21 protein-coding genes and 1 pseudogene are annotated in these 20,279 nt (G+C 52.3%); 13 read left to right on the plus strand and 9 right to left on the minus strand.

What is annotated here, in order from left to right; translation table 11 throughout:
• From ACLTXB_RS07345 to tnpA, 5 genes are all read left to right on the plus strand, one after another.
• Positions 1 to 208: tyrosine-type recombinase/integrase (locus ACLTXB_RS07345; protein ID WP_428226544.1), on the plus strand; the 208-nt coding region annotated here is incomplete at its 5' end.
• Between the two features lie 291 nt (positions 209 to 499).
• Positions 500 to 1,621 (plus strand): zinc-ribbon domain-containing protein, encoded by a 1,122-nt coding sequence (locus ACLTXB_RS07350; protein WP_337601129.1) that lies wholly within the window; start codon positions 500 to 502, stop codon positions 1,619 to 1,621.
• A gap of 58 nt (positions 1,622 to 1,679) precedes the next feature.
• Positions 1,680 to 4,979 (plus strand): hypothetical protein, encoded by a 3,300-nt coding sequence (locus tag ACLTXB_RS07355; protein WP_428226545.1) that lies wholly within the window; start codon positions 1,680 to 1,682, stop codon positions 4,977 to 4,979.
• Entirely contained in the window at positions 4,937 to 5,515 is a 579-nt protein-coding gene (locus tag ACLTXB_RS07360; protein ID WP_428226546.1) for an S-layer homology domain-containing protein, read from the plus strand. The genes ACLTXB_RS07355 and ACLTXB_RS07360 overlap by 43 nt, the downstream gene beginning before the upstream one ends.
• Positions 5,516 to 5,745: 230 nt before the next feature.
• Positions 5,746 to 6,087 carry an IS66 family insertion sequence element accessory protein TnpA gene (tnpA, locus tag ACLTXB_RS07365; RefSeq protein WP_410763674.1) on the plus strand — a complete coding sequence of 114 codons (342 nt, stop codon included), beginning with the start codon at positions 5,746 to 5,748 and terminating at the stop codon, positions 6,085 to 6,087.
• Positions 6,088 to 6,196: 109 nt separating this feature from the next.
• On the opposite strand, the pseudogene ACLTXB_RS07370 reads toward tnpA, so the two are convergent.
• From ACLTXB_RS07370 to ACLTXB_RS07385, 4 genes and pseudogenes are all read right to left on the minus strand, one after another.
• A pseudogene (locus tag ACLTXB_RS07370) lies at positions 6,197 to 6,730 on the minus strand (DUF6076 domain-containing protein).
• Entirely contained in the window at positions 6,699 to 6,923 is a 225-nt protein-coding gene (locus ACLTXB_RS07375; RefSeq protein ID WP_317335853.1) for a hypothetical protein, read from the minus strand. Before ACLTXB_RS07375 ends, ACLTXB_RS07370 begins: the two are co-directional and overlap by 32 nt.
• Before the next feature lie 112 nt (positions 6,924 to 7,035).
• A complete protein-coding gene (locus ACLTXB_RS07380) occupies positions 7,036 to 7,266 on the minus strand; it encodes a hypothetical protein (RefSeq protein ID WP_317335851.1) in 231 nt (76 codons plus the stop codon).
• 585 nt (positions 7,267 to 7,851) lie between these two features.
• Entirely contained in the window at positions 7,852 to 8,322 is a 471-nt protein-coding gene (locus tag ACLTXB_RS07385; RefSeq protein WP_428226547.1) for a transposase, read from the minus strand.
• A 74-nt stretch (positions 8,323 to 8,396) separates the two neighbouring features.
• Here ACLTXB_RS07385 and ACLTXB_RS07390 point away from each other — a divergent pair, with 74 nt between their 5' ends.
• Positions 8,397 to 8,558, plus strand: coding sequence for a hypothetical protein (locus tag ACLTXB_RS07390; protein ID WP_317335850.1), 162 nt, complete (start codon positions 8,397 to 8,399; stop codon positions 8,556 to 8,558).
• Between the two features lie 224 nt (positions 8,559 to 8,782).
• Here ACLTXB_RS07390 and ACLTXB_RS07395 read toward each other — a convergent pair whose 3' ends face one another.
• Positions 8,783 to 9,154, minus strand: a complete 372-nt coding sequence (locus ACLTXB_RS07395; protein WP_317335849.1) for a transposase — start codon at positions 9,152 to 9,154, stop codon at positions 8,783 to 8,785.
• A 128-nt stretch (positions 9,155 to 9,282) separates the two neighbouring features.
• Here ACLTXB_RS07395 and ACLTXB_RS07400 point away from each other — a divergent pair, with 128 nt between their 5' ends.
• The 4 genes from ACLTXB_RS07400 to mobP3 all read left to right on the plus strand — a co-directional run bounded on the left by ACLTXB_RS07400 (position 9,283) and on the right by mobP3 (position 12,267).
• Positions 9,283 to 9,450 carry a helix-turn-helix domain-containing protein gene (locus tag ACLTXB_RS07400; RefSeq protein WP_410763677.1) on the plus strand — a complete coding sequence of 56 codons (168 nt, stop codon included), beginning with the start codon at positions 9,283 to 9,285 and terminating at the stop codon, positions 9,448 to 9,450.
• A 653-nt stretch (positions 9,451 to 10,103) separates the two neighbouring features.
• Positions 10,104 to 10,232 (plus strand): hypothetical protein, encoded by a 129-nt coding sequence (locus ACLTXB_RS07405; protein WP_317335829.1) that lies wholly within the window; start codon positions 10,104 to 10,106, stop codon positions 10,230 to 10,232.
• Positions 10,233 to 10,309: 77 nt separating this feature from the next.
• The gene (locus ACLTXB_RS07410) at positions 10,310 to 10,531 is read left to right on the plus strand and encodes a hypothetical protein (RefSeq protein WP_317335827.1); all 222 of its coding nucleotides are present in this window, start codon (positions 10,310 to 10,312) and stop codon (positions 10,529 to 10,531) included.
• Positions 10,519 to 12,267 carry a MobP3 family relaxase gene (gene mobP3, locus ACLTXB_RS07415; protein WP_317335825.1) on the plus strand — a complete coding sequence of 583 codons (1,749 nt, stop codon included), beginning with the start codon at positions 10,519 to 10,521 and terminating at the stop codon, positions 12,265 to 12,267. Before ACLTXB_RS07410 ends, mobP3 begins: the two co-directional genes overlap by 13 nt.
• Positions 12,268 to 12,396: 129 nt before the next feature.
• On the opposite strand, the gene ACLTXB_RS07420 is transcribed toward mobP3, so the two are convergent.
• From ACLTXB_RS07420 to ACLTXB_RS07430, 3 genes are read right to left on the minus strand one after another with little or no spacing between them, the layout of a single operon-like run.
• Positions 12,397 to 12,819, minus strand: coding sequence for a protein-export chaperone SecB (locus tag ACLTXB_RS07420; protein ID WP_317335823.1), 423 nt, complete (start codon positions 12,817 to 12,819; stop codon positions 12,397 to 12,399).
• A 31-nt stretch (positions 12,820 to 12,850) separates the two neighbouring features.
• Positions 12,851 to 13,183, minus strand: a complete 333-nt coding sequence (locus tag ACLTXB_RS07425; protein WP_317335820.1) for a hypothetical protein — start codon at positions 13,181 to 13,183, stop codon at positions 12,851 to 12,853.
• Positions 13,184 to 13,195: 12 nt separating this feature from the next.
• A complete protein-coding gene (locus ACLTXB_RS07430; RefSeq protein ID WP_317335818.1) occupies positions 13,196 to 13,717 on the minus strand; it encodes a GNAT family N-acetyltransferase in 522 nt (173 codons plus the stop codon).
• A gap of 695 nt (positions 13,718 to 14,412) precedes the next feature.
• On the opposite strand from ACLTXB_RS07430, the gene ACLTXB_RS07435 reads away from it, so the two are divergent.
• Genes ACLTXB_RS07435 through ACLTXB_RS07445 form a run of 3 tightly spaced genes read left to right on the plus strand, consistent with a single transcriptional unit; the run spans position 14,413 to position 17,156 of the window.
• The gene (locus tag ACLTXB_RS07435; protein ID WP_317335817.1) at positions 14,413 to 14,712 is read left to right on the plus strand and encodes a DUF6809 family protein; all 300 of its coding nucleotides are present in this window, start codon (positions 14,413 to 14,415) and stop codon (positions 14,710 to 14,712) included.
• A 3-nt stretch (positions 14,713 to 14,715) separates the two neighbouring features.
• Positions 14,716 to 15,924 carry a tyrosine-type recombinase/integrase gene (locus ACLTXB_RS07440; protein ID WP_317335814.1) on the plus strand — a complete coding sequence of 403 codons (1,209 nt, stop codon included), beginning with the start codon at positions 14,716 to 14,718 and terminating at the stop codon, positions 15,922 to 15,924.
• The gene (locus ACLTXB_RS07445) at positions 15,882 to 17,156 is read left to right on the plus strand and encodes a tyrosine-type recombinase/integrase (RefSeq protein WP_412260211.1); all 1,275 of its coding nucleotides are present in this window, start codon (positions 15,882 to 15,884) and stop codon (positions 17,154 to 17,156) included. The genes ACLTXB_RS07440 and ACLTXB_RS07445 overlap by 43 nt, the downstream gene beginning before the upstream one ends.
• A 2,292-nt stretch (positions 17,157 to 19,448) precedes the next feature.
• Here ACLTXB_RS07445 and ACLTXB_RS07450 read toward each other — a convergent pair.
• Positions 19,449 to 20,267: a DeoR/GlpR family DNA-binding transcription regulator gene (locus ACLTXB_RS07450; RefSeq protein WP_412260214.1), complete on the minus strand. Its 819-nt coding sequence runs from the start codon at positions 20,265 to 20,267 to the stop codon at positions 19,449 to 19,451.
• Positions 20,268 to 20,279: the final 12 nt, after the last annotated feature.

The following is a 20,279-nucleotide window of genomic DNA, read 5'->3' on the forward strand; positions in this document are numbered from 1 at the left end:
GTGCAGGACGGCGGGTGTCGCGCCCAGCAAAGTCTTTCCCCACAATTTCCGGCACCTGTTCGCCACGGCCTTTTACCGGGCAAGCCATGACATTGTGAAGCTAGCCGATGTGCTGGGCCACTCCAGCATCGAGACCACCCGCATCTATCTCCTGACTTCCGGGGCGGAACACCAGCGGCAGCTCGACCGGCTGGGACTTGTATTATAAAGGCAAAATCCACATTCCGTCAAAAAATTATGGAGATCAAAACTCCAAAACCATATATTACATAAAAATTTTACCACACCTTCTCTGTAAAGGCAAGCTCAGGCCCCACTTTTTGGCATCAAAATATAAGCCGCGAAAAGGAATGTTTTTGCGGCTTGGCTCATTGCGGCTTTTCCTGTCCTAAAAACAGGTGAAAAGCCGCTTTTAATCTGTTCCATCTCTTTTTATATGGCTTGTAAGAACAAGGAAATGGGACAGAATGTGGATTATGCCTTGAGGCGGTGGTGAAACTTGCAAACCTCTTTATACGACTACTGCATGGAGCGAAGTAAGGCGGCTCTGCTGACTCAGTGGCACCCGGCCAAGAATGGGGCGCTGACGCCACAGCAGATCGCCTATGGCAGTACGCGGAAGGTCTGGTGGATATGCGCCAAGGGACATATCTGGCAGGCGGCAGTCAATACCCGTACCGCCAACCACACGGACTGCCCCTACTGCGCGGGGCGGCTCCCCTGGCCGGGGGAAACGGATCTGGCCAGCCAATATCAGGATCTGGTCAAAGAATGGCACCCCACCAGGAATCTGCCCCTGACGCCGGAACAGGTTTTGCCTGGGAGTGAAAAAAAGGTCTGGTGGAAGTGTGCGCAGGGCCATGAATGGCAGGCGGAGATCCGCTCCCGCGTAAGCGGCTGCGGCTGTCCGGTCTGCAAAAACCGCTTTGTGGTCCCAGGGGTAAACGATCTGGCCAGCCGTTTTCCCGATTTGGCTGCGGAGTGGGACTCCGCAGCCAACGGCTCGCTGACACCCCGGGACGTCACCTTTGGGACCAAACGCAAGGTTTGGTGGCGCTGTGAAAAAGGACATACATGGTGTGTTTCCGTCCAGTCCCGTACCTTGGACGGGACTGGCTGCCCGGTCTGCGCCGGGCGGGTGATTATTCCGGGTGAAAACGACATGGCCTCCCTGTTTCCGGAGCTTGCCCGGGAGTGGAACCCGGAAAAAAACGGCACGCTGCGGCCCTCGCAGGTGACTCCCGCCAGCAAGCGGCGCGTCTGGTGGATCTGTCCCCTAGGTCATACCTATGCCGCCGCTGTGGGAGCGCGTACCGGGCAGGGGTCCGGATGTCCTTACTGCGCCGGCAAAAAGGTTTTGGCAGGATTTAACGATCTGGCAACGACACAGCCCTGCATCGCGGCCCAATGGCATCCGACCCTGAACGGCGCGCTGACGCCCCAGATGGTTACGGCGGGCTCCCACAAAAGGGCTTGGTGGACCTGCGCGGAGGGGCATATCTGGAAAGCTGTGATCTATTCCCGGGCAGGGCCGCAGCGGAGGGGCTGCCCCGTCTGCGCCGGGAGAGTCTGCCCGGAGCGGCAGGAACGATACCGGGGAATACTGGCGGGGATGGAATAAGATTGGACTGACCGGCCAATTCCCAGCCCAAACAATATAGTAACAGGAGGAACGAGAGATGAAAAAACGGTTATTGGCAAGTTTGATGGCCCTGTGCCTGATCGTGGGCCTGCTGCCCACGGCGGTGCTGGCGGTGGAGGAGCCGCAGGATCTACAGGAGGAGACGCCTGTCTCCGAGCCGGTCCCGACTGCTGCAGCAGATGGCTACACAGATTGGACCCATGACGATTCCCTGCCGACGAGCGGCACCTACCGGCTGACTACCAATGTAACTATTAAGCCTACATTTTCTGACTACGCAACTGTTAAATCCAGTTTGGTTCTGGACTTGGCCGGCCATACCGTCACGGTGAACGATGAAGCGGGCGGAGACTATGCCTACTTTGTAAATTCTTCGAATGCAAGTCTGGTAATTGAAGACAGCGATGGCGGTGGCAGGATCACCAATGCTGGAACAACTGACAGGATGTCAACTTTGATCCAAGTCAATAGCGGCAGCTTCGAGTTGAAGGGCGGCACATTAGAAAATACTTCTTCCATGGGCTATGCGCTCCATTTGAATTCCTCCAGCACAGCCACCCTTTCCGGCGGCACTGTGGTCAACACTGCAAGTGGTGGCCATGCGGCGTTTGTCAATTCGTCTGCCCGGTTGACCATGACAGATGGCGAGATCAAAAACACCGCGAACGGCGGGCATGCGGTTTATATCAATACCACAGCTGGCTTTACTATGGAGGGCGGCAAGGTCACTCAGGAATCTACAAATAGTTCTTCTGCCGCCATTTATTCGAATAGCAGAGAGACGCCTATTTCCATTTCCGGCGGAGAGGTCGAATCCAAGTCCATGGGCGTTTATGCCGCGTTTACTCCGGTCTCTGTGACCGGCGGCGCCTTCCGGACGGACAGCTATGCGTTCCAAACCCGCTATGCAACCATTGCTCCTGCGGAGGGTAACACAGTCAGCGTACACAGCGAAGGTGCTGTTTTCTATACGTTCAGTGAGTCAAACAACCAGATTGTGGACGGCAATTTTACGGCTCCCGCGCTGACAAAATCTTACACGCAAAATGATCAGCCGTCTACTTTGGCGGTTTCCGGCGGCACCTTTGATATTGGGAAGGTCGCTTCTGCGGGTGACAATTCCCAGATCACCATCAGCGGCGGCAAATTCACCAGCAAGGTTGACGATCAATACTTGGAAGAAGGCTTGACGCAGGGGCAGGATGGCACCGTTGGAGCACAAGACGATGTTTCTGTGGCTGAGCTTTGGAGAGACGGTGAGCAAATCAGCCGCCACCTGACTTTGGAAGAAGCGTTGGAGAACGCACAGAATAACGATACCGTGATGCTGGTCGCCGGGAAAGAGCTCTCTCTGACCAAGCCTGTTGAGATCATAAACAAATCGCTTACGCTGGACCTGCACGGAAGTACGATCAAGGCAGGCAACGGATTTTCGACTGCGAATGGTGCTCAGATTATCTCTGTAAAAGCAGGCGGTAATCTGACAATTATGGACAGCAGTGCCGACAAAAGCGGTGTGGTATCCGGTGCAAAATATGCTGTATATGTGGGTGGCGCAGGCACAAAAGTTGTTGTGCAGAGCGGCAAATTGATTGGCGACGGAAATGCGGTTCTTGTAACTTCTGGAGCTGCGCTGGAAGTAACTGGCGGAACCCTGACGGTAGCAAACCCTGCAACAAGCACTGAGCCTGCAATTCATGTTCAACTGGAGAGTTCTTTGAAAATTTCTGGCGGTGTGATTGTTGGCGGCCAAGGGACAAATGGCGGCGCAGTAAGTGCATTGTCCTCTACAGTGGATCTGAGTGGCAATGCGAAACTTACAGGATATTCAGGTATAGCACTGTTCAATGTGGATAGTAACTATGGACTCAGCAATGCTCCGGACGCTGTTTCTTCTGCTCTGACGATGACCGGAGGCGCAATAGAAGCAAAGGTCTTTGCGCTTTCTGGAAATTGCCTCCAGTCTGCAGGCAGTGTGGCTATGATTACTGGCGGCAGTCTGACATCAACCGAAGGAACTGCCATTTACTGGCCGATGGAGGGCGCGCTGACCATTGGCGGCAATGCGGTTGTCACCGGCGGTACCGGCATTGAGGCCAAGATGGGCACGATCACCATTCAGAACAATGCAAAGGTCATTGGCACGGCAGAGTATAGAGCTGATGAACCCACAAACGGCGGCTCTTCTCCGGAGGGCTCCGCTCTGTTGCTGTCCTCTCAGATGTACGGCACAGATGGACAGTATAAGACGGACAATCAGCTAAAGGTCAATATCACAGGCGGCACACTGACCAGCAATCAGGGCAATGCTGTGACGGTCTATAACACGGAGCAGAACGAGGTACAGACGGCGCAGGTCACTGTTTCCGGCGGCACATTCACGGCAGAAAAAGCCGCGGTCATCTCCGTGACCAAGGGCGGCAACACCGTGACCACCAACGGGAATACCCAGACCACCAGCAAGTCCAACACAACATTGACGGTCTCCGGCAGCGTGGCTCCTGCCTCTATCGACGCGAATGGCAGCACAGCTTATTTTGCTAACGTCACGCAGGCGATTGCAAGTCTGGCCCCCAACGCTACGGAAAAGACACAAATCTCTGTTTTTGGCAATTCCACAATTTCCACGGATGTAGAGCTGCAAGAAAACATCACTCTGGTGGTAGCGCCCGGTGTACAGCTGACCGCCGACGTGACCTCAGGTGAGAGTGAGATGGTGGTCATCACGGAGCAGGACGCAAACGGAAATACGGTCTATAAGCTCGTTGCAAAACCCGAAAATCCCGAACAAACCTATGTTGCCTCGATTACCGCAAACGGCCAGACCGCCTATTTTGATACCCTGGCGGCTGCTGTCAAAACGGTGCAGAGCGGGCAGACGATTACACTGCTGAAAAATAGCGATGCGGCAGAGACCATTACGATCTCCAGAGCGGTGACCTTTACGCTGGATCTGAAAACCTTTACCATGAAGGACACCATCGCTGCCGGAAGTGGATTTGTTCTCACCAGAAGCGGCAATACTTATACTGTCAGCGTCTATGTACCCCCTGTAACCCCGCCCGGTGGCGGTGGCAGCAGTGGTTCCAGCTCCAGCGGTGACTACATCGTCTCCGTGGACAAGACTACCCACGGTAAGGTGACCGTGTCCCCCAGCCGTGCGGATAAGGGCGACACCGTGACCATCACCGTGAAGCCTGATACCGGCTATGAGCTGGACGAGCTGACGGTCACCGACAAGGACGGTGACGAAATCAAGCGACCGAGAAGGATGACAACAAGTTTACCTTCAAGATGCCCGGCTCCAAGGTCACTGTGGAGGCCAGCTTCAAGCTGATCGAGACCGAACCTGAGAACCCGTTCACCGACATCTCGAAGAGCGATTACTTCTACGATGCAGTCCTGTGGGCGGCGGACAAGGGCATTACCTCCGGCGTGACCGATACCCTGTTTGCGCCGAACGTGTCCTGCACCCGCGCACAGATGGTGACCTTCCTGTGGCGGGCCAACGGCTCTCCTGTCGTGGATTACGCGATGAACTTCACCGACGTACCTGCGGATGCGTACTATGCGGACGCGGTACGCTGGGCGGTTTCCAAGGGCATCACTTGCGGCACCAGCGCAACCACCTTTGCGCCGGATATGACCGTGACCCGCAGCCAGACCGTCACTTTCCTGTATCGTGCGGCTGGTACTCCCGCTGTCAGCGGCGGCAGCTTTGCCGACGTGGACGCGAATGCTTACTATGCCGATGCAGTGGCTTGGGCGGTTGCCGAGGGAATCACCTCCGGCACCAGCGCAACCACGTTCAGCCCCAATGCCCCCTGTACCCGCGCCCAGATCGTGACTTTCATGTATCGGGACGCACAATAACCTTCAAAAGATATAAAAGAAGAGTACCCCTGCATGAAGTGGAGGGCGGAACGGCACAGCCGTTCCGCCCTCTTGTGCACTGCCGTTCAGTGGTGGATGCCCATTACAGCTCTGTCTCGCGCACATCTAGGGAGGGACTGCGGAAGTGGATCTCTGTGCACACGAAGGGAATGCAGTGATAAGTGCAACCGTCAAACATAGCGACGGATAGACAGACATGAGAAATCCGGATGGCGAGCAACGAACTGAAACACCATGCGGGGGGTCAGAAATGGGAATTGGCGATACAGAACTGCCGGGGTAGCGGGCTGTCCGTGCGGGAGTGGTGCCGCCAGTGGGGCGTCACGCCAACAACGTATGACCGATGGGAAAGAGAGGTTCTGTCCGGGATTGGGAGAAAAGACGCCGGGGGCCATTCTGGGACTGCATTTGTGGAACTGCGAGGGCCACAGCCGTTGGAAAACGTTTCAGAATGTATCGAAACACTCAACATTGGGGGTGAGAGCATTGATCTGTATCAGGAAATGGGACCGGAATTGCTGCGAACATTGGTAGAGTTGCTGAGACGATGATGAACGATTTTACCGAAGCGGATAAGGTGTACATCGCCTACATTGCACTGGTGCGCTTACTACAGACATCACAGAGTTTTCTGGAGAGATAGTTTCAAGGCAGTCTTTTTCACAGCGCATCCGGCTGCTGGATATATTCTTCTTTGCTGATCCGGCCTTCCACAAAGGCATCCTTCAGCCGCTGGGTAGCGGCAACCTGTCGGTTCCACCAGTTCATGGAGATGGTCCCCCGCTGCTTGTGTGCCTTCAGATTGTTGTAAATGCGCGAGTATTTCTTTCTGGATTCGCTGTTCTGATTTGCTGCCTTCTCCTTTTCATGGGCGACGATCATGCGGCAACTCTTGCCTTTCGCATCAGAAATTTCCTGGCTGCAGTACATGGCATTGTAGCCGCCGACGGTCAAAAATCACTGTCCACAGTAGGCGCAGTGTCGAGGTAAATTTCCGGGGGCCATCACTTTATGGGAGTCTACATAGAGAAAACTGCCTAGCTTCTCAAAAGTCATTCTTTCCGCAAGACAAGGCAGGCCTGTCTCGGAATCTCGGCTGTGGACAAAAGCAAGAATGACGGGATGCGCATACTCCGGCGTATCCAGATCAAACATCAGAGCTTCATCGCTGTATTTCTCCCGATTCTGGATCATCCCTGCAGTAATCGTCAAATGCCTCTGCACACGCTTCCCATTTGCGGGATGGCAGTTCTTCAAAGTAGTCTTCTAGCATTCGGTCAATGTTTTGCTCAAAGAGTTTCAGTTCCCGCTCCAGCGTTTCCAATCGGGGGATCCACTGCTGAAACGCGGTATGGCAATCCGTCTTCAGTGTCAGGATCTCGTCCATGACCTCCGCTGAATTTCGCCAATCCAGGATGACTGCCTAAGCATGATATTCATCTCAAATCAGTCGATCATATACCGGCGGCGTCAGCTTTTGTTAAAGAACACCGAAGGCCTCATATGCCATCGCCGCGCTGGATGCGTCTCTGGCGGTCAGAAATACCCCGTTGTTCTTCCTTCATATGTGCAACAGAAGACCGGAATTCCACTATGTTCGGGATCTTGTCCAACGCTTCCGCAACAAAGAATCCAAGAGGATAAGATCGGCCGCCAAGTACGCATTCTCTGGAAGTGAACTCCACCGCAAACAGATCGACTGCGTCACCATAGGTTATGCCGTGTAACATATTCATACTCCTGCACACCCGATTGAATTTTTAAATTGTACCCGATATGTTCTGGGGCAATTGTGGATTGTCTCTGGAACATGGTACAATCCTATTGCACCCGATATTATATTTTAATCCGGTGTGCAACGGTGGAAAATCCCTGCCGGAGAAGTAATACATCAGAGAAGAGGAACTACGTATGGTATGGCAAGGAGCAGAAATTTGTGAGGAAGGAGGGGGGGGAGAACGGGGGATTCCGCAGCAAAAGGAAAGAAAGCTGCTGCAACAGTCCAGTGGTGCGCCGCGTTCCGAAAAACGCAGGCTCCATCTGCAAACAGCTTAATAGAGAGGATTCCCAAATACAAGATTTTTCTTTTGTAAATTTTGAAAGGAGCACGGAGGCGCTCTGTGCCGATTCTTGGTGAACGATTCTACCAAATGAGCAATGCAATCTTCTACTATAATGTGAAGGCAACCGGATGAGTTATCCTATTCATGGTATTTACCCACGCTTTTTATGGGAGCAATGGGTCGTGGGGACGGAGATAGAAGCCCCTCCGTTGCTGGAGCCGCTTTTTAAAATTAACTACCAAAATTTTAGCCCTAAAAAAACTTGCTGGGGATCTTGCCGCGCACCGGCATCTCATCGACATAATAACAGTTGTGCAAGATGGACAGGACCGCTTCGACTCCGTTTCGTACTCTTCTCCAATGTTGGAAGTCTTCTGCCGTTATGAGTCTCTGCTGGTTCGCGCACCCTATAGCGGAGTGGGATAACACGATCAGACCGGAATATTTTCTGAGTTTTGGATGGCAGTGTTCAAAATGCGGGCATTGAGAACAAGAGTCATTTGGGAAATATGTCTTCACTTGGTTGCTTGCAGAACTATATTTGCGGCGGAGCGGCTTATAGCCGACAGAGTGCTGCAGAATCTGTTCGCCACCCTCGCTGATCTCAAAATCAGCGCAGATATCTGGTACCGGCATTCCTTTCAGACTTGTGCTGATCAGCTTTATATTCTTTTTTGCTGCGGCATTCCGATGCATTTGGCCCGAATATTCTCCATCTATCACAATGAAAGCGGGGGACTCTTGAAACTGTAGCTGTTCAAGGTGAACGTGCAGAAAACGAGAATTGGAGTAGATATTTGCTTATACTGGTAATCTATGATGAGAAAACCGCTATTACTGACCGTTTCAACGATATTCGCCATATAACCAATGTGTTTTTTCCAGACTTGGCACTGAAGGTGGCCTCTGGGCTGTCCGGTTTTGAAGAGCTGTCGGTTTCGGTGATTCTTTCCCTTTGATCCGCAGCCTGCGTCTTCCGTTGTCAATAATGGGTTGCTCATCCAAACACCGCAGCAACAACCGGTGTTCTTTCACATGGCGGTATTTTTCCTGACAGCTGGCCAACAATATATCCGCATCTTTGATGATTGCTGCCGTCCTGGTGTCAACGCCAATATTTCTGCTGTGGTAAATGATAAAATTGCAGTTGTCCGGGTCGATGTAGTACTCAAGGCTGGACAGATTACTCGTATTCGTAGCAGCGGCGAAACTGGGATAATGTTTTGTCGCTTAACGGCTGCTCTTCAAAACTGATCGTACGCGGTGCGTATTGATAGTGGATGTCAAACATCAAATTCCCGACCACTTCGTCATCAGGGAGGTCAAAGAGTTCTTTGATGATCAGTGCTCCAACAATGATGTTTACTGGAATATTGGGTCTGGATGCATGATCAGAGTACAAAATACGAAAGCGTTCTCCGCTGATCGCAGGGAAAATCTCATCGGAAAACACTTTTGCCCACGATTCTTCCAGACATTTTCTTTCCCGTTCCGTCAGACGAAAGATGCGGTCAAATAGCGAGAGCTGCTGGCTGTGATTTGCTTTGTATGACATGAAAACACACCACCCGTGTTTTCTTCTATTATATCATATTTTTTACATTTTTCGCCTGAAACCCTCTTGAATAACCTTTTGCCCCAACATCATGATTTGATACCAATCCCGCTGGCGGTAACAGTTACCTGCTCTGCTGCGCCGAGCAGAAAGATCTGTGCTGGCCCAGCATCAAGAGTATCGTACAGCACTGCAACTGTTCAGAAAACGCTGCACAGAATGCGGTCAGGCAGTTGGTGGAACGCGGATTCATCTGCAAGGTGGCAACCAAGCAGGTGCGCCGTGACGGAAGCTAGCGGCAGAGGAACAACCACTACTACTTTCTGCCGCAGCCTGTGTTTCTCACAGCAGACCACCGTACAAGTACGGGGCTGCCACAGGAGATGGCGAGGAAGTGTATCAATAAGACGAAGGATAACAAGGAAAAGCACTTGAGCCCTCCCAGGGTTTGAGTCGGATTTAGGCCGCTTTTGACGCTCTGCGGAGGACAGCACAGGACCCCCGCTGGAGTTCAACGAAGTGGGGCCGGTGGGAAGAAGCGGAATGAGCGAGTTTTAGCCCTTTTGGGTGGAAATGAGGGATATGGAGCTTGTGACAACGAAAGGCTGGATAAAGGCCTGGGTCATCGCCCAATGTCATCAAGTTAAGAGCCGGAGTGAATACCCTGGTTTTTAACGTTCACTTTTTTGAGCATTTTCCAAAAAATTGCATGAAGTAGATTGCTGCTTTCTGTGTCCTTCTCTTGGAAACGCTTAACTTAATGACATCGGGTCAACGCTCCGATTTTGACAAGGTACTTCTGTCTGCAGTGCGGGCAGTTCCAAAGACCTCTGGAGTTAGCAGAAATGGGGTCAAAAACAGCAGAGAAAAGAAACTCTGCGGTCGTTATCCCGTTGCGCTTACGACCGCAAGAAAAAACTAGAGGTCAACCCTAAGAGAGGAGGCCTTTATGAGCCAAAAAGAGAAATTCGTCCTCTACCTGACGCCGAAGATGAAAGCGCGGCTGGAGCGACGTTATCAGGAAGCGGCAGCCGCAGTCTCGCCGGATTTATCGAGAACGCCATCAACTTCTATCTGAACTATCTCAGCGCCAACAACGCCGGCATGTTCCTGCCGTCCTCAGTGCAGTCCTATCTGGATGGCCGGCTGGATCAAATGGAAAAGCGAGTGGCAGCGCTGCTCTACAAGCAGTCCGTGGAGCTGGACATGGGTATGAGTATTCTCGCGGACTGCGTCAATCTGGACGAAGCGTATCTCCGGAAGAAAAGCGCGGAGAGTGCCGCTCGCGTGAAGAAGCTCAGCGGCCATCTGCAGCTGGAGCAGATGGCAAAGCGTGCACAGGAGCAGCGGGACAGTGATGATGGATGGCAAGACTGATCGTCAAGAGCCCATACATCCAGTGCGGCAAGCAGAACGCCGGTAGCTATCTTCGCTATATCGCGACGCGGGAGCGGGTGGAGATTATCCCGGATGACCGTCCGCCTACCCGCAAGCAGGAGCAGCTCATCACAAAGCTGGCGAAAGACTTCCCGGATGTGAAAGAGCTGCTGGAGTACGAGGACTACGTGCAGAAGCCTACAAAGGCCAACGCCTCGTCGCTCATCACGCTGGCGCTGGAGGAACACTGGAAGCAGGTGCAGCAAACGGATGGCTATCTGAAGTACATCGCAACACGTCCTCGTGCGGAGCGTCTGGGTGACCACGGCCTGTTTGGCGACGCGGATCATGTGGACTTGGACGCCGCCATGTCCGAACTGGGGCACTACACCGGCAACGTCTGGACGCACATCCTCTCCATGCATCGAGAAGACGCGGAGCGTCTAGGTTACAACAACGCGCAAGCATGGCGGGCACTGCTCCGTGCCCACCGCAACGATATCGCGGCAGCCATGCACATCCCGCCCCAGGACTTCCGCTGGTACGCGGCGTTCCGCAATGAAGGACACCATCCACACATCCACATGATGGCGTGGTCAGTGAAACCGGGACAGGCTCACCTCGACCGGGATGGCATTCGATCAATCCGGTCACAACTCACAAATGATATCTTCCAACAGGAACTGCTCCACGTCTATGAGCAGAAGTCAGTCTCACGGGATGAACTGGTGAAAGAGAGCAGGAAAGTCATGCTGGAACTGTCCCGCCAGATGCGGGATACAATCTGTGAGCATACTCAGGCAGAGCAGATGATTTGGAAACTGTCCCAACAGCTGGGTGAGGTCAAAGGCAAGAAGTCCTACGGGTATCTCCCGCGGCCCATGAAGCGGCAGGTGGGTGAGATCGTGGATCAGCTGGAGCAAATCCCCATTGTCAACGAGTGCTACCAGAAATGGTGGGAGCTTCAGTGCCAGGTGAATGAGTTCTACTCGGGGAAGAAACAGCAGCGGCCCCCGCTGTCAAAGCAGAAAGAGTTCCGGGCCATCAGGAACGCGGTCATCCGGGAGGCGGAGAAAATCCGTCTGGGCAAGATCACCTTCGAGGACGAGAAGATGGAAGAGCGGGGCGAGTGGGTGGAAAACTGGGAGGTCTCCCACGATTGCCTACGGCTGCGGGCCAGGATTGAAGGCAATAAGCTGCCACTGGAGCAGCGAGATGAGGCAGCAGAGGATCTGGAACGGCTGGCGGAGTACGGTGACGTCCACGCTCAGTACTTCCTGGGACTGCTGTACCGGGACGGCGGCCTGCTGTTGCCAGACACAGAACGAGCGACTCACTGGCTGGAGCTGGCGGCAAGACGAGATCTGCCAGCAGCCCAGTATGCTCTCGGCAAGCTGTACCTCACAGGCAACGGCGTTCCCAAAGACGAAGAAGCGGCCCAGAACTGTTTCCGGATGGCGAATGCGTTTGGTCATCCCTATGCTCAGTATGTTCTGGAACGGCAGGAGCAATGGCAGCGGCCGCAACTCCTGATGACGGTGAGCCGTCTGCTCTACCACATGAGCAACATCTTCCGGGACAACGTGCCTGCTGTGCCTGCGCAGCCGCGGTTGCACATAGACCGCAAGCGGATGCAGGAACTCCAGGAGCTGCGGATCGCTCTGGGTCACCAGCCCGACGACCATGAAGAAGAGCAGACACAGACCTGGTGCGGCATGACCATGAAGGGATGGTAAGAGTCCGCGCTTCATAAGGCCAAGCTACAATTTCTACGGATAAATAGCTATGACGAGGAATTTTATTAAAAAAGTAAGGGGGGGCAAGTGCCTTAGCACTTGCCCCCTTAATAATTTATAAATTAGCAGTTAATTGGTAGTGGAGGATTCTGTTTTGTGTTGATTCTCGATAGATTCTTTTACCATTTGGGCAATATTCATTGGAGGCAGTATAACAGGATCTACTTCCGGCTGTGCTGTCAACAGAGATATTTGACTCCTAATATATGGGAAGACAATGGCAATAGCATTTTGTTGAATTAAAATATCTGAATCTTCCACAGCTTCCGATATTTGAAAATATCCAGATGCTCTTACTACAAAGTTATATTCATCTTTTTTTGTCCCTATTATGCGAATACTGGATACAAACTCACCATTTTCTCTTTTATTGAAAGCAAATCCAAACTCTACTTGTAAATCATTTTTGCTTTTAAAATTAACACGATTGAATGTTATTTCATCAAAAAGTAAATGGTTCAGTTTTAAAATACAATTATTTTCCATATTCATACTAAAACTCCTAATACCACTTAAACTACTTTCACGCAGCTGAAATAGTTGTATCTAATCCTATGAAATAATTTGAATGGGGCGCAGAAGTAGTAGCTATACTTCCGATATCAATTGAACCTGAATTAAAGAATACATCTGATGGACTGTAAGATTTTCCGACGTTTAATAGGGAACTAATATCTATATCAGGAATTGTTTCGATTAAATCTGTGCCCTCGGTAATATTAGATAGTTTCTCCCTAATTTTCGACAAAAAGGAGTCTCTGAGACGTAAATTGGTGATATCAGGATAATTTGCAGATTTAAAAAAATCATATGCTTCATTATGTTTCAGCAGAATTCGGCATCCATAGTTAAACATCAAATCCACCTCTTAATTTAATGATCCAACGTATTTTTCAGTTAGCGTTGTATCAATCAAATCTATTCTCATTGGAACTGTATCTGCATATCTTAAATCTTCCCTTTTAGGATAGGTTGTAAACCCAGCGTCTAAATACCATTGAACCTTATCATCAAGTGCATCAAGAACCAAAAATCTAATGGGTAAAATTTTCGACAGCTTTTCTGCATCAGAAATAAGTCTAGCCAACACTCGCGTGCCAATGCCGTTTCCCTGAACACGACGATCAATTGCAATATATGAAATTTCGAGAGCAGCATATTCATGATCTGTTACATAATAGTCGTTAGCCTCATCGCAGAGAACGACAAGTTTAATCATACAATTTCCAATCAGATAACCATCAACATAGATATTATAAGCTAAGCCTTGCTTACATATGGTTTTACTATAAGCATCTTTAATCCGATCATCAATGCTTGCAATACCACATGATATAGGTGATGAAGAAGGAATATCTTCCCTCATAACAGCAAGTCGTAACTCTGACATTGTTATACCACAGCCTTAAAACAACTTAGTTTAATAATGATACAGTGTTTTCTCATTTTTTTCAATAGAAAACAATATAAAGTAACCTGGATTTAATGCCTTTGTGTTGATATATTAAGATGACATTTGAATGCACCCTACAATTAATAGCCTATTTTAGGAAGAGATTGCACATGAATATGCACATATATAAAAGTTCTAAGAGTTACTATCAACAAACAATCGAATATTTACTTATTGTAAACGGCATAAAGGGAATGAACTTCCAGACTTAAGAAACTGACTGATTTTTGCAGCCTATATAATTTTTAAAAATCCGATTAGATAGATACAATGGTTAGGAAACACTTAATGTTTTTGCAAAGTAACAATAAATGTAACTCTTTTTAAAAGACACTCAAAGAAAAGACATTAAAATATTATCTATATAACTAGGGCATTAGTAAATGCAATATTAGAGAATTATTATAATGGATTATAAATTTATCGGTTAAAAGTCTAAATGAGAATGGTTGGTTATCTTTGCTTCAGATGGAATTTTATCTAAATCCCTCAAAATTTGCGCCACAGTAAACAATAGTAAGTCCCTGCCCCTCGAACCACGCAAATGATAATTCTTTCTGAACTGTGGTCAAAATCCCTGGATATTCTCCGTGTCTTACGGTATTGTGTGTCGCTGATAGGAGGCGATACACGTGAACGACTATATGCAGGCGCTGCACCAGCGGTTCTTCCGGGAACCGGAGTGTGCGGACGTGTGGGAAGAGATCGAGGCTCTCCGGCAGGAACTGCGGGAGACCCTTCAAAAACCGGAGCGGCGGAAGCTGCTGCGGCTGGTGGATGCACAGAATCTGCTCCGGGAAGAGACGTCCCTTGCCAGCTTCATGGCCGGGTTCAAACTGGCCTGGGGACTGGCACAGGAACTGGAGGCAGACGGGCTGTACTCCTTCGAGGATGAAGAAGAGGACCGAGTCTGCCGGCGGGAGGAGGTGTAGTCCATGGGAAAGCGCAGACCGTCCGGAGACGGCATGGTCCGCAAGCGGGAGGATGGCCGCTGGGAGGGACGCATCGTGGTGGGCCACAAGGAAAACGGAGACTCCATCTTCCGCTATGTGTCTGCCGGGAGCCAGAAAGCCCTGGCGGAAAAGCTCCACCGGGAGATGAGCACCTACCGGGGCGTGGACCTCACCGAGAACAGCCGCATGACCCTGGGGGAGTGGCTGGACCAATGGCTGGAGGAGCTGGTGGCACCCTCCGTGCGGGAGAGTACCCTGGAAGGCTACCGCCATCATATCCAGTATCACATCAAGCCCCGGCTGGGCAGCAAGCCCATCAGCAAGATCACCCCGGACGATGTCCGGAAGCTGTACCGGGATGTCCAGAATCATGGCCGTATCCGGGAGGACCCGGAGTATGGACACGCCCTGTCCGCCTCCAGCGTCCGCCGTCTCCATGGGGTGCTGTACCTGGCCATGGACGCGGCAGTGCGGGCACGGCTCATCCCCTTGAATCCCACCCAGGGCGTCACGTTGCCCAAAAAGGAGACAGCTCCCAGAAAGATCCTCAATGACGCCCAGCTGGAGCGGTTTATGGAGGAGATTCGGAAGGACCCCATCTGGTATGACTTCTTCTACACGGAGCTTACCACAGGCCTGCGGAAAGGCGAGATTTGCGGCCTCATGTGGTCGGACTTTGACAGCAAGCAGGGAACTCTCTCCGTCCGCCGCACCATCCACCGCCGGAGGGGAGGAGGCGTCACCACAGGAGCCACCAAGACGGGAGCAGGAAAGCGGGTCATCACCCTGCCGCCTAGCACGGCAGAACTGTTGCAAAAGCGGAAGAAGCGTTCCTACTCCCAGTGGATCTTCTGCCACCCGCTTCTGCCGGAGCAGCCCCTGCCGCCGGACATGGCACACAACCGGATGAAGACCCTGCTGAAGCGGGCAGGACTGCCGGAGCTGCGGTTTCATGACCTCCGACACACCTTCGCCACCCACGCGCTGGCCAGCGGCGTGGATGCTAAGACTCTCTCCGGCATCCTGGGCCACACCAAGGCCAGCTTCACCTTAGACACCTACGCCCACGTCACCGGCGATATGCAGCGGCAGGCGGCCCAGGTGATGGACACCTTTATGACCGACATCTTCGGAAAGGAGCTGACACCATGGCAAAGCGGAGAAAGCCCGGCAGCGGCAGCGTCCACCTGAGAAAGGACGGCCGCTGGGAGGGGCGGTGCGTGGTAGGCTACGACCAGCGGGGCTATCCCAGGACGAAGAACTGCCTGGCCAAAACAAAAGGGGAGTGCCTGCGGAAGCTGAAAGCCCTGCGGGAGCAGTGCCGCCCTCCGGAGCAGCCCAAGGAGATCGAATCCGGCATGACCTTTGGGGCGTGGCTGGATCACTGGTATCAGACCTGCTCTATGCCCGCTCTCCGGCCCAGCACCCAGCAGGAGTATGAGCTGCGGATCTACCGACACATCATCCCGGCCCTGGGAGAGATCCCCCTGAACAAGCTGACAGAGGCAAACCTCCAGCAGTTTTACCACCAGCTCAAGCACGGCGGGCGGCTGAATAGAACGGACCTCTACGGTCCGGGACTGTCCGACCGTTCCGTCCGGGGCTGCCACATCACGTGCCGGGCGGCGCTGGCCCAGGCGGTGGAGGAGGGGCTGATCCCCATGAACCCCGCCGAGGGCTGCAAGCTGCCGGGGGAAGGGAGGCGGGAGATGCAGGTGCTGACCCGGGAGGAGATGCAGCGCCTTTTGATTCAGGCCAAGGAGGATGGCTGCTACGAGCTGCTTCTTCTGGAGTTGTCCGCAGGACTGCGGCGGGGAGAGCTGCTGGCCCTCCAATGGGATGACCTGGACCTGGGGACCGGTGAGCTGCGCATCAGCAGACAGGTTTCCCGGGTGCGAGGGAAGCTGACAGTGTCCCAGCCCAAGACGGACGCCGCCGTCCGCACCATCGTTCTCTCGCCCGCTGTGACGGAGCAGCTGCGGCGGTACCGGAAGCAGGTGGATTCCCGCTGGATTTTTCCGTCCCCCAAAAAGGAGGATGCTCCCCGGGATCCGGCGGCAGTCCGGAAGCTACTGAGCCGGGTTCTGAAACGGGCCCAGTGCCATAAAGTCCGGTTCCACGATCTCCGGCACACCTTCGTGACCACGGCGCTGGAGTACGGCATGGACGTGAAGACCCTCTCGGCGGTGGTGGGGCACCGTTCCTCCAGCACTACCCTGAATGTCTACACCCACGTGACGAAAGCCATGGAGCGGCAGGCAGCGGCCAAAATCGACCAGGGGATTGGGAAGCAGGAGGTGCCGCCTGAGAAAGCCCAAGAGGCAAAGCATCCAACCATGACCACTTTCCGGGCAGACCCTGGGAAGCGGCGTAAGCCCGGCACCGGCTGCGTCCATCAGATCGGTGACCACCTCTGGGAATGACGGTATTCCCCCAGAGGGCCGGACGGCAAGCAGCGCTCCCGAAACGTCTACGGCCACACCCCAGAAGAGTGCGAGGAAAAGCTGAAAGTCCTGATTGCAACCATGAAAGCGGAGATCCAGGCGGAGCGGAGGCAGCTCCGGAAAGCAGGGAACCGGCCATGAAAGCGAAAAAAGAAACTCCCGCGGATGCGGGAGTTTTCCTGTCTGTGGTATTTCTGTGGTCAATCAAAAACAGCAAAAAATCGGGGCACTAGAAAGACACGAAAAAGTTGTGAAAGTGAAAGAAAAGAACCTGATTTCAAGGGAAATCGGGTTCTTTTTGGTGGAACTACTGGACTCGAACCAGTGACCTCCTGCGTGTGAAGATCCGTCTGGATATCAAACGCCTGCTATTGGGCGCTTTCCGGTACTTTTTGCTCCGGTTTTTCAGAACAGACAGGAGGTCATTGTCCACTGCGTCCACCCGCTGATATTCGGATATTGGTCAGCGTATTGGTCAAATCCCCGGCTCCACTCATTGGGCGGAGCCGGGGACTTTTTCCGCAAGAGGTAGTCTTACTGCCGTGATCGTAGCTTGCAACCAAGAAAATGTCAAGCACTGTTTTCAGTTCAGGCAACTTGCTATGCACCGTCCCTACCGCACCGTGTGGAGAGGAAATGTATCAACAAGATGAATGATAACAAAGTTTGGATAGGGCAATGGATTTGAGTAACTGTCAAACCTCCGGTGTATAAAGAGGCCGCCATCTCAGCGCTTAGGCAATGAGATGGCAGTCGGCAGTTCCATTATGGTCTTGAAATTTTGCATCTCCGCGGCGCATTTACAAGGAGGGAAAATTTAGCCTATGCATTATCTGTCCGGCTCAGCCCCGGTGTGTCGTTCGGGAGCCAAGCTAGGTAGTGGTATGGGCTCAACTCTTTTACTTTGCGGTCTAAATCAAACTGCAGATCATAACGCTGGATTGAGCACCAGTGGGGACGTTTACAAAGTGCCAGTTCTTCCTTGCCCGTCATAGGCTTTATGTTGTGCTTGACACGGTTGTTGGAGAGTTTCAGCCTGTCGTCCTCCAGATAGTGTACTAGATAGAGTTACTGTTCCCACAGAAGTGCAGTGCCTTACCCCAGGCAGGCTTGGGGGCAGTTTTGGGGAACTGGCCTTATTTGTCCATACCAATCAAACGTCCAGAACTGGAGAAACCAGTTCTGGACGTTTAATATGTCCCATTCCCGGCGTCAGTTCCATGAGGGACTGCTCCAGCTGAAACAGTCGGTGCAATCCATCACCAGTTGCCGCTATAGGACCCTGTCGATTCTCTTTGAACAGTGTCTGTAGCGTCTCATCAAATTTTTGCTTAGCGTGAACCCAGCAGTCAGCCGGAGGAATCCTTACGAAATGCTTCTACGTGCCCGCATTCCGGATTAGCTGGTACTCATACAGGGCAATGGGATGCCGCGCAGCCGCTGGTTCGGTAGAGCCACGTGTAGGACTTGCTGGCAGAATTCCGCTTTGTTCCTTCAGCACCTGCAACGTGGCCTCGTCCCCGTGTATCACATTTTTCCAACACAGTCTCCACCAGGGAACAGCTCAGCGCACACAGGCTGCAGCCAAGTGCCTGAGGCCTGCAGAATCCTGTTAGCCACGGCCTGCTGGGGCGGCTTCGGACCTTGCCAGTGAAAATACTGTTCCAGACGGCATAGCGGTGAGTACATGACGAATTTCTAATTCATGATGCGCGCCGCCTCCGGGGAGGTAAAGCTGCCTAGGCAGAGCACCGGCTATTTAGGTGTCTTTCGGAGATTGCTGTTACCCATTTCTGTAGCTACGCCTGTGATCCAATTTGATTGATGTCACGGCTATTACCTCCTGTGCACAACGGCAATAATGCTGAAACATTACACGACCTTCCAGTACTATTATCTCAAGGAAGTCTGCCCGCCTGCACCTTTGACCGTTATGGTGTAGAGATGCCAAAAAATAGCAGAGGGGAAAGCATTTAATTGCTTCCCCCTCTGCCGTACAAGATCCTGCGGGCAGCTTGTCCGCTCATTACCACTGACCAATCGGTTTGCAGGAGTGAGACAGGCAATGCCACCTTTTAAAGCAAAGTTCTTTCGGCTTTTTCAGTGCCGACGCGAAAACGATTCCGGCATTGCCGGGCCGGGCCCAACTCTGATGCGCTTTCATCATCAGCGTGGCCGTTCCACTGGGACAGCGAAACCGCAGGCGTATCCTTGATCAGAGACGATTCCCTTCCAGGGATCCTTACACCGGCAGCCGAAAAGACATCCAGATTATTCTGTGTAAATAACCTTCACATGCTCCTGTTCCAGGCGTTCCAGCAGCCGCTCATTGGTAATGGGCTTGGAGGTAATAATGCCAGTCAGCTCTCTGAAATCAGCGAAGAGATTGACGCCCATGATATGAAATTTGCTTTCATCCAGCAGGGCGTAAACCTCCCGGGCGGAGCGGACCATCTGCCGCTTGACAGCAAACTGGAACGGAGAGACCACCGTCAGACCCGTGATTCCCCGAACCCCGGAGGCGCCGATAAATGCCTTTTCTACCTGATGCGAAGCAAAAAACGCCACCGCATCATCATCCACCAGCGCCATGTCCTCCAGCATTCCGCCGCACATAAATACATTTACATTGGTTGCGTTGAATGTATATGCAACAGGAATGGAATTTGTGATTACGGAAAGGTGACTCCGGTCCCGCAGATTTTCTGCCAGAGCAAGCGTCGTGGTCCCCGCATCAATAATGATGGAATCATCTTCGCGAACCAGGGCTGCCGCAGCTTTGCCAATCCGCTTTTTTTCTTCGTCATGCATCGCATCCCGCATCTCATAGCTTGGCGCTTTGCGGATGTCTTCCAGGAAAATTCTGCCCCGGGCCTTTCGAATCTTTCCCGCCTGTTCCAATGCAGTAATATCCCGCCGGATAGTCGCAGGGGAGGCCGGCAGCATCTCCAGTAATTCGTTGACAGAAATGCTGTGCGTTTCTTTCATGGCTTCCAAAATTTGAATCTGCCGGTCTCCACTTTTCATGGTTGTCCCTCCCCGTCTATTGCTCAAACCATTTTTAATCATTATATATGATTTTCCAATCATATACAACGCTCA

This window comes from Flintibacter sp. (assembly GCF_046973065.1).

Coding starts and splice junctions, on each gene's coding strand:
- ACLTXB_RS07355 (WP_428226545.1), top strand. CDS start 1,680: ATGAAAAAACGGTTATTGGCAAGTTTGATGGCCCTGTGCCTGATCGTG.
- ACLTXB_RS07360 (WP_428226546.1), top strand. CDS start 4,937: ATGCCCGGCTCCAAGGTCACTGTGGAGGCCAGCTTCAAGCTGATCGAG.
- tnpA (WP_410763674.1), top strand. CDS start 5,746: ATGGCGAGCAACGAACTGAAACACCATGCGGGGGGTCAGAAATGGGAA.
- ACLTXB_RS07375 (WP_317335853.1), bottom strand. CDS start 6,923: ATGGACGAGATCCTGACACTGAAGACGGATTGCCATACCGCGTTTCAG.
- ACLTXB_RS07380 (WP_317335851.1), bottom strand. CDS start 7,266: ATGTTACACGGCATAACCTATGGTGACGCAGTCGATCTGTTTGCGGTG.
- ACLTXB_RS07395 (WP_317335849.1), bottom strand. CDS start 9,154: ATGTCATACAAAGCAAATCACAGCCAGCAGCTCTCGCTATTTGACCGC.
- ACLTXB_RS07405 (WP_317335829.1), top strand. CDS start 10,104: ATGAGCCAAAAAGAGAAATTCGTCCTCTACCTGACGCCGAAGATGAAA.
- ACLTXB_RS07410 (WP_317335827.1), top strand. CDS start 10,310: ATGGAAAAGCGAGTGGCAGCGCTGCTCTACAAGCAGTCCGTGGAGCTG.
- mobP3 (WP_317335825.1), top strand. CDS start 10,519: ATGGCAAGACTGATCGTCAAGAGCCCATACATCCAGTGCGGCAAGCAG.
- ACLTXB_RS07420 (WP_317335823.1), bottom strand. CDS start 12,819: ATGAATATGGAAAATAATTGTATTTTAAAACTGAACCATTTACTTTTT.
- ACLTXB_RS07425 (WP_317335820.1), bottom strand. CDS start 13,183: ATGTTTAACTATGGATGCCGAATTCTGCTGAAACATAATGAAGCATAT.
- ACLTXB_RS07430 (WP_317335818.1), bottom strand. CDS start 13,717: ATGTCAGAGTTACGACTTGCTGTTATGAGGGAAGATATTCCTTCTTCA.
- ACLTXB_RS07440 (WP_317335814.1), top strand. CDS start 14,716: ATGGGAAAGCGCAGACCGTCCGGAGACGGCATGGTCCGCAAGCGGGAG.
- ACLTXB_RS07445 (WP_412260211.1), top strand. CDS start 15,882: ATGGCAAAGCGGAGAAAGCCCGGCAGCGGCAGCGTCCACCTGAGAAAG.
- ACLTXB_RS07450 (WP_412260214.1), bottom strand. CDS start 20,267: ATGATTGGAAAATCATATATAATGATTAAAAATGGTTTGAGCAATAGA.